Origin of the sequence: Alkalihalobacillus bogoriensis ATCC BAA-922, assembly GCF_000621445.1 — a bacterium.
Classification (GTDB): Bacteria; Bacillota; Bacilli; order Bacillales; family Bacillaceae_F; genus Bacillus_AO; species Bacillus_AO bogoriense.
Map to the genome: position 1 here is coordinate 1 of NZ_KK211277.1, position 12,995 is coordinate 12,995.

Annotated in this window: 13 protein-coding genes; 3 read left to right on the top strand and 10 right to left on the bottom strand. The window is 39.2% G+C overall.

Annotated elements, in window-relative coordinates; translation table 11 throughout:
• Window positions 1-104 precede the first annotated feature (104 nt).
• The gene (acnA, locus tag T323_RS0115805; RefSeq protein WP_026674125.1) at window positions 105-2,822 is read right to left on the bottom strand and encodes an aconitate hydratase AcnA; all 2,718 of its coding nucleotides are present in this window, start codon (window positions 2,820-2,822) and stop codon (window positions 105-107) included.
• Window positions 2,823-3,022: 200 nt separating this feature from the next.
• Here acnA and sspO point away from each other — a divergent pair, with 200 nt between their 5' ends.
• Window positions 3,023-3,184, top strand: a complete 162-nt coding sequence (sspO, locus tag T323_RS0115810; protein ID WP_026674126.1) for a small acid-soluble spore protein SspO — start codon at window positions 3,023-3,025, stop codon at window positions 3,182-3,184.
• Between the two features lie 60 nt (window positions 3,185-3,244).
• Here sspO and T323_RS0115815 read toward each other — a convergent pair whose 3' ends face one another.
• The gene (locus T323_RS0115815; protein ID WP_026674127.1) at window positions 3,245-3,499 is read right to left on the bottom strand and encodes a hypothetical protein; all 255 of its coding nucleotides are present in this window, start codon (window positions 3,497-3,499) and stop codon (window positions 3,245-3,247) included.
• A 120-nt stretch (window positions 3,500-3,619) separates the two neighbouring features.
• Between T323_RS0115815 and T323_RS28480 the strand changes: the two genes are divergently transcribed.
• Complete coding sequence (locus tag T323_RS28480) at window positions 3,620-3,754, top strand: small acid-soluble spore protein P (RefSeq protein ID WP_084309306.1); 135 nt, start codon at window positions 3,620-3,622, stop codon at window positions 3,752-3,754.
• 179 nt (window positions 3,755-3,933) lie between these two features.
• On the opposite strand, the gene selA is transcribed toward T323_RS28480, so the two are convergent.
• Window positions 3,934-5,340, bottom strand: coding sequence for an L-seryl-tRNA(Sec) selenium transferase (gene selA / locus T323_RS0115825; RefSeq protein WP_026674128.1), 1,407 nt, complete (start codon window positions 5,338-5,340; stop codon window positions 3,934-3,936).
• A 70-nt stretch (window positions 5,341-5,410) separates the two neighbouring features.
• Window positions 5,411-5,653, bottom strand: coding sequence for an Rdx family protein (locus tag T323_RS29590; protein ID WP_505579020.1), 243 nt, complete (start codon window positions 5,651-5,653; stop codon window positions 5,411-5,413).
• Window positions 5,654-5,781: 128 nt separating this feature from the next.
• Between T323_RS29590 and selD the strand changes: the two genes are divergently transcribed.
• On the top strand, window positions 5,782-6,834 hold the full coding sequence (gene selD, locus T323_RS0115830; protein WP_084309307.1) for a selenide, water dikinase SelD: 1,053 nt from the start codon (window positions 5,782-5,784) through the stop codon (window positions 6,832-6,834).
• Between the two features lie 47 nt (window positions 6,835-6,881).
• Here the strand turns inward: selD and T323_RS0115835 are convergent, their stop codons facing one another.
• From T323_RS0115835 to selB, 6 genes are read right to left on the bottom strand one after another with little or no spacing between them, the layout of a single operon-like run.
• On the bottom strand, window positions 6,882-7,529 hold the full coding sequence (locus T323_RS0115835; RefSeq protein WP_026674130.1) for an HD domain-containing protein: 648 nt from the start codon (window positions 7,527-7,529) through the stop codon (window positions 6,882-6,884).
• On the bottom strand, window positions 7,522-8,313 hold the full coding sequence (phnC, locus tag T323_RS0115840; protein WP_245613737.1) for a phosphonate ABC transporter ATP-binding protein: 792 nt from the start codon (window positions 8,311-8,313) through the stop codon (window positions 7,522-7,524). The genes T323_RS0115835 and phnC overlap by 8 nt, the downstream gene beginning before the upstream one ends.
• A complete protein-coding gene (gene phnE / locus T323_RS0115845) occupies window positions 8,297-9,058 on the bottom strand; it encodes a phosphonate ABC transporter, permease protein PhnE (protein ID WP_026674132.1) in 762 nt (253 codons plus the stop codon). Before phnE ends, phnC begins: the two co-directional genes overlap by 17 nt.
• Window positions 9,059-9,075: 17 nt before the next feature.
• Window positions 9,076-9,948 (bottom strand): phosphate/phosphite/phosphonate ABC transporter substrate-binding protein, encoded by an 873-nt coding sequence (phnD, locus tag T323_RS0115850; RefSeq protein WP_026674133.1) that lies wholly within the window; start codon window positions 9,946-9,948, stop codon window positions 9,076-9,078.
• Window positions 9,949-9,955: 7 nt separating this feature from the next.
• Entirely contained in the window at window positions 9,956-10,969 is a 1,014-nt protein-coding gene (locus T323_RS0115855) for a glycosyltransferase (RefSeq protein ID WP_051556569.1), read from the bottom strand.
• Window positions 10,945-12,846, bottom strand: a complete 1,902-nt coding sequence (gene selB, locus T323_RS0115860; protein ID WP_026674135.1) for a selenocysteine-specific translation elongation factor — start codon at window positions 12,844-12,846, stop codon at window positions 10,945-10,947. The genes T323_RS0115855 and selB overlap by 25 nt, the downstream gene beginning before the upstream one ends.
• Window positions 12,847-12,995 lie beyond the last annotated feature (149 nt).

A 12,995-nucleotide genomic window follows, 5' to 3' on the forward strand; every position in this document is an offset into this window, starting at 1 on the left:
AATCTAAAAATGTAAAATAAAGAGTGGCACTCACCCCAACTCATCAGGGTGAGTGCCACTCATTTTTTATTTACTGTTTTGTCCCAGCCTCTTTTTTTAAAGAATTAAGCGTTAGCTTCAGCAATACGACCACGTAGAACCATTTGTAATATTCCACCGTGGCGGTAGTATTCGATTTCAACTTCACTATCGAAACGAACAAGTACTTCAAATTCTGTTTTATTTCCTTCTTCATCAGTAGCTGTCACTTTCACCATATCACGAGGTTTGACTTCATTTGTAATATGAACTTCAAATGACTCTTTTCCAGATAGGCCTAAAGTTTCAGCAGATTCGCCTTCTTTAAATTGAAGTGGTAATACACCCATTAAAACTAAGTTACTACGGTGAATACGCTCATAACTTTCAGCGATAACCGTTTTAATTCCTAATAGGTTTGTACCTTTTGCAGCCCAGTCACGTGAACTACCCATACCGTAATCTTTTCCTGCTAAAATCGCAAGACCTGTACCTTGCTCTTTATATTTCATGGCAGCATCATAGATAGGCATTACTTCGCCAGTTGGCCAGTATGTTGTAAATCCACCTTCTGTTCCAGGAGCAACTTGGTTACGGATACGAATATTGGCAAACGTACCACGCATCATCACTTCATGGTTACCACGACGAGAACCATAAGAGTTGAAGTCGCGTTGTTCTACACCTTTAGAAAGCAAGTATTTCCCTGCTGGTGTATCTTTTCCAAACGCACCTGCTGGAGAAATATGGTCTGTTGTTACAGTGTCACCAAATTTACCGATTACTTTCAAACCAGAAAGCGGCTCGATATCTTGTGGATCTTTAGACAATCCTTCAAAGAATGGCGGGTTTGCAATATAAGTTGAATCCTCATCCCATTTATACAACGCATCATCAGTTGTTTCAATTTCATTCCAACGCTCATTGCTTTGGAAAACATTTTCATACTCACGTTTAAACAATTCCGGTGTAACTGTTTCATGAACAACTTTGGCAATTTCTTCTGCTGTTGGCCAAATGTCATTAAAGAACACATCGTTTCCATCTTTGTCTTTTCCGATTGAGTCTTTTTGAAGGTCAATATCCACTGTTCCCGCTAGTGCATATGCAACAACAAGCGGCGGAGAAGCAAGATAGTTTGCTTTCACTAATGGATGAATACGTCCTTCAAAGTTACGGTTACCAGAAAGAACAGATGTGACAGTTAAGTCATTTTCTGCAATTGCTGCTTCAATTTCATCAGCAAGTGGACCAGAGTTACCGATACATGTTGTACAGCCATAACCAACAATGTTAAAGCCAAGTTGCTCTAAGTATGGAAGTAATCCTGAGTCTACTAAATACCCCGTAACAACTTTTGAACCTGGAGCTAACGATGTTTTTACGTATTCAGGAACTTGCATTCCTTTTTCTGCTGCTTTTTTCGCAACTAAGCCTGCTCCAATAAGTACGTAAGGGTTTGACGTATTTGTACAGCTTGTAATGGCAGCGATCGCAATTGATCCTGTCGTCATTGTCGTTTCGTTTCCATTCGCAAGTTTGACTGTCACCTTTTTATTAAACTCATCCTCAGAAAGCCCTAGACCTTGTGTACCTGAAGGAGCGACAACTGCTTTTTTGAACTCCTCTTGCATTTTAGAAAGCGGTACTAAATCTTGCGGACGTTTTGGACCTGAAAGATTCGCTTCAATTTCAGATAAATCAATTTCAACAACATCAGTGTACGTAGGGTCTGGAGTTTCACCAGGAACATAGAATAAATCATTTGCTTTGCTGTATTGTTCAACAAGCTTAATTTGCTCTTCTGAACGTCCTGTTAACCGCAAGTAGTTTAATGCTTCCTCGTCAACTGGGAAAAATCCACATGTTGCTCCATACTCTGGTGCCATGTTTGAAATTGTAGCACGGTCAGCCAGTGGCATTTCACTTAAACCAGGACCGTAGAACTCAACGAATTTCCCTACAACTTTTTTCTCACGTAACACTTGAGTTACTTTTAATGCCACGTCTGTTGCCGTCGTTCCACTTGGAAGAGAACCAGTGAATTTAACCCCAATAACATCAGGTACAGGGAAATAAGAAGGTTGTCCAAGCATCCCAGCTTCCGCTTCGATACCACCAACACCCCAACCTAATACACCAATACCATTAATCATTGTTGTATGAGAGTCTGTTCCAACTAATGAATCTGGATATGCAGTAAGTTCACCGTCTTTTTCAACACCATGAACGACATTTGCTAAAAACTCAAGGTTTACTTGGTGGACGATACCTGTTGCTGGTGGCACAGCACGATAGTTATCAAATGCTTTTTGTGCCCAGTTTAAAAATTGGTAACGCTCTTCATTTCGACGGAACTCTAAGTTCATATTAAAATCTAAAGAATCCTCTGTTCCTGCTTTATCAACTTGAACAGAGTGGTCAATTACAAGATCAACAGGAATTTCAGGGTTGATGTTTTGTGGGTCTCCCCCTAAATCGGCCATTGCTTTACGTAATGAAGCTAAGTCAACGACTGCCGGTACACCTGTGAAATCCTGTAAAATAACACGGGATGGTTTAAACGGAACATCGATTTCTTTTAGCTCCGACGTGCCCCATTTTGCAAGATTTTCAACATGCTCTTTTTTAATGACAAATCCATCTTCTTGGCGTAATACAGATTCTAAAAGAACCTTTACAGAATACGGTAAAGATGATACGTTTCCAACACCAGCTTCTTGTAGTGCTTGTAAACGATAAAAATTGTACGTTTTCCCGTTCACCTCAAACGATGAGCGAGAGTTAAAGCTATCTTTTGTCATATGTACTCCCTCCTTATTAACTATAATATAACAGTTTCTCAAAATTGTAAAAATAATAGCTACAGAATGTAACCGTTACGATTCTGTGAACTCCTTTTATAGAATAGCAAAACTTTCTTAAAGAATAAATGGATTTTTTGAATTCTGTGTAAATTAAAACCGTTTCTTTTGAAAAAACTAATGAAGTGGAGGTGATTCTTTTGACAAGAAAAAAATCAAATCACATCATTCCTGGAGCTAATGCAGCGAAAGGACAAGGTAAAGACGTCGGATTGAATTCTCAATTTGACAATGAAATGGCAAATGAACCGTTAACAGCGGAACAAAGGCAATTTAATAAGAAAACGAAAAAACGCCAATAATCTTATGTGAACAAGGAGTCCCAAAAGGAAAACACCTTTTGGGACTCCTTTCATTCTTTGTTATTGTTGCACTTTGTTTTTTAATTGTTCAAGTTGCTGTTGATATTGATGCAATTGCTCTTTTTGATGTTCAGAAGCAACGGTTAACGCTTTTAACACTTGCTGCTCTGCTTCGTCAATTTCTTGCATCGCCGTTTTTGTATGGTGCCCTATATCATTTGGAGAATCATCAATGACAGCTGTTGCTTCTTCGGCTTGAACAACAGCTTGTTGCGCAGCTTGAAATGCTTGTTGCTTATCTTTATGATATGGCATAACTTTACCCCTCCTTTTTTTCACCGTTAGTTTCTATTTTCTGTTATACGATTATACATACTGATGTGGATATTTCGCTCAAACCAACAAATACTATGATTAAAAAGGAGGGAAAACGAAATGGTTGAACATAATACATCAAAAGACATTCGAAAAAATGCTCCTAAAGGGGATAACCCTGGTCAGCCCGCTCCAATGAAAGGATCTAAAAAAGTAAAACAACGAAATCACGTAAATCAAGCCCATGGCGAATAAGAAAAACGATAGCGTTTTTCTTTCAAGCGAAGTGCGGAGCCCTGCCGCTTTTAACAGTGAACCCCTAGTGCTGTTCTTGGGTGAAACGCGCAGGTGAGCAGCCTTCGCTCTTCAAGAATAAGCTTTCTAAGCTACACCCAAATGTTTATCTTTTCTTTTCAAAAGAAACCCAGTTCCATTTATTCATGGGACTGGGTTTGCTCTAACCATCGTTTAAGTTGTTCAATGACGATGTTTACTTCTTGCTCTTCTATTGTGCGAAAATCAAAAACAAGATGGTTGTCCTTACGCCGACAAACAATCGGGATGTCTAGCTTTAGAAATTGTTCAAATAGTTCTTGTGCTGAAAAATGTGGATGAGATACATACACAAGCATTGTTGGAATATCCACTCCCGGCATCGTTCCTCCACCAATTTGTGATGTTCCTTTCTCAAATTGAAAAGTGAAATGAAATGTAGAAAGAGCTTGGACAAAACGACGTGCTTTTTGTTCCACTTCTTCAACTGTCGTTAAAATGGCATGGACTGTTGGAATGTCCTGCACTTTATGAAACGAATGTCTATACGCTTTTAACGTAGCTTCTAATGCAGCTAATGTCATCTTATCAACTCTTAAAACACGTGCGAGCTGATGCTTTTTTAACATCGAAATCAGTTCTTTTTTGCCTGCAATAATTCCAGCTTGTGGACCTCCTAATAACTTATCCCCACTAAAGGAAACAATGTCCACTCCTTTTTCTAATGTTTCTTTTACGGTCGGCTCATCTCCGATACCATGTGTCCTGAAGTCATAAATCGCACCACTACCTAAGTCTTCATACAATAGGATTTTATGGTCTTTTTTTATCTCAACTAGCTCTTCAATCGACACTGATTTTGTAAACCCAATGGTTTTAAAATTACTTGTATGTACTTTCATCATCATCGCTGTATTTTCAGTAATCGCTTTTTCATAGTCAACCGGATGGGTTTTATTTGTCGTTCCCACTTCTACAAGCGAAGCTCCACTTTCTTCCATAATTGAAGATACCCGAAACGATCCCCCTATTTCAACGAGTTGTCCACGTGAAACGATCACTTCTTTACCTTTTGCAAATGCTTTTAAAATAAAGTAAACGGCAGCAGCATTATTATTGACAACCATCGCCGCTTCTGCACCTGTGACTTCTTGGATAATGGATTCGATGATATCATGCCTTGAGCCTCGTGTTCCTGTTTGTAATTGATATTCAAGATTTGAATAATGCATGGCGACCGCCTGGACTTGGTTAACTGCCTCTTCACTTAATTTTGCTCGTCCTAAATTTGTATGTAATATCGTACCTGTTGCATTGATTACCTTTGTTAATGTTGGCTTTTTATCTTCTTTCGCTTTTGCTTTTAGTAAAGAAAAAATCTCATTTAACAGTCCATCAACCGACTGCCTTTTTCCTTCTATAATTTCATTTCGAATCGCATCAATCATTTCTTTTATCCAATTTGTTGCTGCATCTTTTGAAACACCACTTGAATGGATAAAAATGAGAAATCTCTTGTCTTGTTGAATTTCGTGGATAGCAGGTAAGGACCTTAATAACGTTTTCACAATTGCACCTCATCTTGTCACATTTTTCATTATTATTAAAAAATGCACCTAAAATGAAAGGTGCATTGGATTATTCTGTCATAGATTCCATTGTTTCGATTACAGCTTTAGTTTCAGGAAATTGTCCCGTTTCTCGCTTAGAATAAACGTTTGTTCCATTAACTGTAACCTCAAATACGCCACCCGAACCAGGGATTAGCGAGAACTCCGTAATATTTCCTCGAAAATGAGTAAATAGCTCTTCCGCAAAACTTGCGGCTTTTGGTGCATAGTTTCACTGCATGCAAAACTCAACAGACACATGATATTTCATAAGTAACATCTCCTTTAACTGATGATACTATTATTGTAATGCATGTTTTCCTTCGGTGCAACACACATGCATCTACCATTCTTTTCTGTTATGATGTCGGTAGTATCTTTAATTTGGAGGCGAAAAACATGAATAATGAACAACCGATTCGGTTAACTGCGATGTCAACAAAAGCTGGTTGAGGCTGCAAAATTGGTCCTGAAGACCTGGCACAAGTTTTGTGTCATTTACCTGATCAAACACATGACAAAAATGTTCTTGTTGGTCTTGATACGTCCGACGATGCCGGAGCATATAAAATATCAGATGAGCTAGCATTAATCCAAACAGTCGATTACTTTACGCCTGTTGTGGACGACCCTTATATGTTTGGCCAAATCGCTGCGGCTAATGCTTTAAGTGATGTTTATGCGATGGGTGGCCAACCGAAAACTGTGCTTAATATTGTCGGTTTCCCGATCAAAAAATTACCTGAGCAGATGTTAGCTCAAATTTTAATTGGGGCGGCTGATAAAGTCAAAGAAGCAGGGGCTACCATTGTCGGTGGACATTCCATCGACGACCAAGAACCAAAATTTGGACTTTCTGTTACTGGTTTTGCTCACCCTGACCGTATTTATAAAAATGTCGGCGCAAAAATTGGCGATGTTCTTGTTTTAACAAAGCCTATTGGTGTAGGGATTCTTACTACCGGCATTAAGCGAAATGCTGTAACAAAAGAGCAAGAAAGTGCTGTAACAAAAACAATGGCTCAATTAAACAAAGTAGCGGCTGAACAATTAGCTCCTTTTGACCCTCATGCAGTAACAGATGTGACTGGATTTGGCTTATTAGGACACGCCTATGAAATGGCAAAAGGGAGTCATGTAAGTTTTGTCATTCACCATCAAGATGTCCCTATGCTTGAAGGAACGCTCTCTTTAGCAGAGAAAGGTATCATTCCTGGCGGTTCAAAAGCAAATGAAAAATGGCTTCAATCCGTGATTGACTATGATCCAACACTACGAGATGTGATGAAAAGTATATTATGTGATGCAATTACATCAGGTGGATTGCTCATTAGCCTCCCACGTGAAAAAGCAAAACAATATGTTCAAACAATGCATCAAGTTGGTGTCACAGAAACTGCGATTATTGGTGAAGTCATTGAAAAGCAAGAAGCATCCATATTAGTAAGATAAAAAACAGCGGGAAAAGACTTTTGTGTCTAGACCCGCTGTTTTTTCTCTTATATTTTGCCATTCCATTCATTGTGAAATTGGCTTAAAAACTGTTCCATGAAGTCATGACGCTCTGCTGCTAGCCGCTTTCCTGACTGTGTATTCAATGTCGTTTTCAGCTTTAATAATTTTTCATAAAAATGGTTAATCGCTGTACTTTTCCCTTGACGGTATTCTTTTTCAGACATCTTCTCACGCACAGGGATATTCGGGTCATACATTAGGTCTCCATGGTGCCCAGCATACATAAATGTTCTTGCAATACCAATAGCACCGAGTGCATCTAACCTGTCAGCATCTTGAACAACTTGTCCCTCAATACTTTCAAGTTTTATCCCATTTCCACCTTTATAGGAGAGATTATGAATAATAAATAAAATTTGTTCTTTTTCTTCATTTGGTACATTTTGAGTATGTAACCAGTTTTCAATTTCCTTTTTTTGTTCTTCCACGTTTTCACATAGCTTTTCATCGGCTACATCATGAAGATACGCTGCCATTTTACATATAAATAAATCAGCTCCTTCAAGCTTTCCTATCGTTTCCGCTAAAGAAGTTACCCTTTGAATGTGGAACCAATCATGTCCGCTTGAGTCTTTCTCATGAATCGCCTTTACATATTGTTCTGTATTTACAAGCACTTGTTCTTTATTCATTAATGCTTCCCCCTTGTTTCCCGTATATCGTTTCAAACGTCTGTTCTGTAAACTGCTCTGGCTTCCCATCAAATACGACCTTTCCTTCTCGCAAACCGATGATCCGCGTTGCATATCGTTTTGCCAATGTGACATCATGAACATTAATAACTGTAATGAGATGCTCACGCTCATGGATTTGCTTTAGTAAGGTAAAAATTACATTTGATGTACTTGGGTCTAAACTCGCAACAGGCTCATCGCCAAGGAAAATTTTTGGTTGTTGCAGAAGGGCTCTTGCTATCCCTACTCTTTGCTTTTGTCCACCGCTTAACCGGTCCACTCTATTGTTTGTCTGTGGCGTTAGCTCCACCGAATCGATGGCATCCTTCGCTGCTTTTAACTCGTCTTGTTGAAATACACCGAGCAAGTTTTTCCACGCAGGTCTACGCCCAAATGCCCCTGTTAACACATTTGTTAATACAGATAACCGTGGCAATAAATGGAAATGTTGAAAAATCATCCCAATATGTTTACGAACAAACCGTAAGTGTTCCTCTGACAAAGCGTTGATTTGGACATCGTTAATGATGACTTCTCCATTCGTCGGTCGTTGCAACCCGTTTATACAGCGAATTAATGTTGATTTCCCAGCACCACTTTTCCCAAGAATACAAATGAACTCTCCTTGCGTAAAAGTTAACGATACATCATCAACCGCTTTCGTGTTCGTGTTCGGAAAGGAAACTGTGATGTTATTCAGAGTAATCGAAGTTAAGTTATCTCCTTTAAATAACTCGTTCACGAACTTTCCCCCCTATAAAATCAACAACAATGACGAGTGCCATTATCATGATGATGTCTAAAGCGACTTTTTGATATTGCAAACTATTAAAATGATTAAATAGCTGTTGCCCTAATCCTCCACCACCGATAAACCCAAGAATTAACGATGTTCGAATCGCCACTTCAAACCGATAAAAATAATGGGACAAAATGTTTGGCCATATTTGTGGGAGGATGGAGAATAACACACGAACCCATCTCGTTGAACCAACCGCTTTCATCGCTTCTTGTGGTCCTTCGTCTGCTGCTTCAATTAACTCAGAGATGAGCTTTCCTAATACGCCAATATTATGTAAAATAATTGCAATCACAGCTGCAAAAGGACCTAGACCAAGCGCCGCAACTAAGATTAGCCCAAAAACGATTTCTGGAACGGAACGTAAGCCACTTAATGACCATCTCATTGTAACAAAAAAAAGGGGATGGCGACTCGTATTTCGAGCCGCCATAAATGAAAGAGGCAACGCTATAATCAAGGCAAAAAAAGTTCCTAAAAAAGCCATCGCTAACGTCACTAAACTCGCTTGTAGCAGTCTGGGGAAAATCGACCAATCGACAGGAAAAAAACGATTGACCACTAAATCGACCGCATTAGGAAATTGAGCAAAACGGCGCAAATCAAATTCAGTTATCGACATACTCCAATAAATAAATAGCAATAGAAATACCCCGTACACGAGATATCGTCGTTTAAACCAAAACATCGAGATTCTCTCCGTTTCTACTCTTTCTCTTCTAACATTCCGAATTCTAATGCTGCCTCATACACATTTTCATATAACCTATCATCGGCTTCAACAAACGCTGAAGCACCGCCAAATATTCGTAATATTTCAGGGTCATCAATGCTTATAAACGCCTCTTGCAATAACTGAATGGTCTCCTCATCCGTTTCACCATGTACCGTCCAAGGATATTGATAAAGCTGTTCTGATTGCCAAATGATTTTTATTTGACTTTCGTCAATGACTCCTTCTTCAACTAATTCATGATAAATCGCACTATCAATTGCACCAGCACTCACCATATTCGCTTCGACTTGCTGCGCTGTAATATCATGGGACCCTGTAAATCGAACAGACGCAAACTCATGTGTATCTTCATCTGTATAAACGCCTTTTCTTGCAAGCTCCACTCCCGGAATTAAATGTCCTGATGTTGAAGCATGCGAACCAAACGCCATATTGACCTCGTCTTTTTGTTCTAGCAATTCTTCAAGCGAATCCCAGTCATTGTCGACATGGGTAATGATATATGAATAATAATAGGGCTCTCCATCAATCAATTGCGTCACAATCGCTTTCGCTCCACTTTGTTCATGCGCAATTAAATACGTCACCGGTCCTAAAAAAGCTAAATCCACACTTTTATAGTTTAATGCTTCCACAACCCCATTATAATTGTTATATTGTTCTACCTTTACTTCTCGACCTAATTTTACCGTTAATTCAGCTTCTAAATTTTGTAATCCTTGCTCCATTTCACCAATCGATTGAGCCGGGATAACAGCAACAGTAAATGGATCTTCCTGTGCTTCTCCACACCCGACAAGGGCTAAAATAAATAAAAGGCAAATCGTAAATATTCGTTTCATTTTCTTCCTACCTTTCTGTTTGCTTATAAATTGTCAAATACGCGAAAATCTCTTGTTCGAGCGCATGATTTTTTTTAATATATTCGCTACCGGCTACTTGCATTTTTTTGTAAAACTCTGGTTTTCTAAGTGCCTCTAACATACAATGATATAGTTCTTCTTCTGTCTGAAAAAGCCAGCCATTTTGATGATGGGTTACGATACTTTCATTCCCTGGAATCTTCCGCGCAATCACAGGAACCCCCATATACATCGCTTCTAATAATACCGAAGTTTGCCCTTCAGAAATTGAGGTATTTAATACGACGGTTGCTTGTTCATATAGCGCAGCCATTCTTTCTAATGGCACTGGTTTTTTATACGTCACCCATGGATTCGTTGCTTCTATTTCTTTTACTTTGTCGACAATAACAGCATCAAGTGGTTCCCCGATAATCGTAAACATAAGGGATGGATACAAAGAGTGAAGTTTTCTCAAACTAGAAAGCGCAAAGAAAACATCTTTTACTTGTCGTAATCCCGCCGGTAACAAAAAATGCGGAGCCCCTTCTTGTCCCACTCGTTTCATCTCACAATAAGGCAACCAAACACTTTGTGGAATAACCGACACCTTCCGTTTTGAATAGGCCTCTAGTTTTTGTTTAGCATCTTCAGTAAAAACTGTGACAGCATCGGCTTGCTGCAAAAACGCAATCGTTTCAGTATGGTTAACATCAAGATGCTCATTCACATCTGTTCCACCAGATGTTACAATCAACGGCTGTTCAATCACAAGTTTCACCGTTTTATTCCATCGAAGAAAGCGACTAAAGTGGAGAATATGTACGAGATCACATTGTTGTAATTTACTTGCATGAGCTGTTGTCCATGTCTCTTCGGCATATGCAAACACATGAACATAGATTCCCTTTTCTTTTAACCCTGTCGTTATTCGTTTGGCCGTTGTCGCGTTACCTCTTTTTTCAGTCCAATACGGCGTGAAAAAAAAGACATGTTTTATCGATTTAGTGACTTCTTCCACGTTCGAACACCTTCATTCCGGTCAGTCCATTGATGATTATCGAGCATCTCTAGTATAGGAACTAAATATTTTCGTGATACTTGTAACACTTCTTTTGCATTTTGTATTGTAAAGAATTCTGGATACGCTGTTGATAAAGATGTAATAACGGTGTCCAAAGTATGCTGGTGGATATAATAGGATGAATCAAGTTTCACAAGAACCGATGAACGTGTATAAAAATGGAGAATATCTTCATATAGTTCTTCAGGGATTTGAGCATTTCTTAATTCGTCTAGAAACGGGTCAACTTGAACTCCTTGTTTTTTTATATTCGCAACAACAGACTCGACTCGCTTCTCCCAACTTTTTGGAAGGTGGGGGTCAAAATCTTCTAGCGCGTAATATGGTCCTTTTTTCTTCACAATAAGCATTTGTTCCCCTCGCTGTAACACTTGTTCTATAAATTCTTTAGGCAAATGTTTCGAAAACATTTGGACGAGCTCTGCCTTTTGTTTTCCTTCTCGCATCGGAAATTGCTTGTGGTAGTCGTGCAGTTCTTCTGCTAGTTCCTCTAATATGGTTGTAACTGTTTTTGTTAAGGTGAGAAACTTGCCTATACGAACGAACTTTCCTTCTTCGATAGCTTCTTCTATCAATTGTTCCCCTTCCGATTGTTCTAATCCGATAAGGGTGAACAATTCTTTATCAGAGATAGCTATCGTCGATGTTAACACGTCAATGGCCCGTTCTTTTGGCGTTCCTTTTCGTTTCCGCTCTAACATTTCTGTTGTTTCTTTGCCAAAACGATACTTTTCCCCGACCGGTTCAATAACCGCTCCCCCACCTATTGTCTCAACAGGAGACGGTCTTCGGATAATAAACCGGTCCCCTCGTTTGACAACAACCGGCTCATCTAAGCGAAGTTGGCAAACAATGTCTTTCGCACCTCCGAGTTCATTTCGGTCAAAAAAGACGATTTTCCCGTCGACTTCAGCCGTACCAAGATGAACTCTGACCGGAGAACGCTGTTTTACTTCATATTGAAGTTTAGAAGGAATTTGCAAAGATACATCAATCGTTTTCGATGTATAATACGATTCTGAAGATACAAGCACATCTCCACGACTAATTTTTTCTTTCGTCAAGCCTCCAATATTAATGGCAATCCGTTCACCTGCCTGTCCTACATGGACAGCTTGGTGATGGGTTTGAATTTGTCTTGCCTTGACCTTTACTTGTTGAGGTAATAAAAGTAACGAGTCCCCTTCTTTCACTTCACCTTCATAAACGGTTCCACGTACAACCGTGCCTTGTCCATGAACAGTGAACACTTGATCTATCGGTAATCGAAATGGACCTGATGTGTCACGTTGTTCAACTTCAGATAAAAGGGCAATCATTTCACGTTTTAAATCGTCAAGCCCTTCCTTTGTTAGACTATCCACACCGACAACAGGGGCATTCTCAAGAAACGTGCCTTTCACTTGCTCTTGGACATCCTCTTTCACTAAAGCAAGGAACTCCTCATCCACTTTTGTGATTTTCGTTAAAGCAATAAGTCCCTTTTGGATATGTAATAACGATAAAATATCAAGATGTTCTCTCGTTTGAGGCATAACCCCTTCATCTGCAGCAATCACTAACACAACAACATCAATTCCAGCAACCCCAGCAATCATTTGCCGAATAAACCGCTCATGACCAGGCACATCAACAATTGAAACTGTCATATCCTCCGTTAACATCAATGGGGCATAACCCGGTTCGATTGAGATATTTCGTTCTTTTTCTTCCTTTAATCGGTCTGTATCAATATTCGTTAATGCTTTCGTTAACGATGTTTTTCCATGATCAATATGTCCTGCCATCCCTACAGTAAAATGAGAAACCGCCATGTCATGTCCGCTCCTTTCCTCCTTTTTTATTATTGCGGTTTTTATTTCGCATCACAAGTAATACGAACTCCGCATGTAATGTCCACATTTTTTTACTATATTTAACCATCTTATCAGTGATATAATATACTTTAGTTTTAGTAAAACAA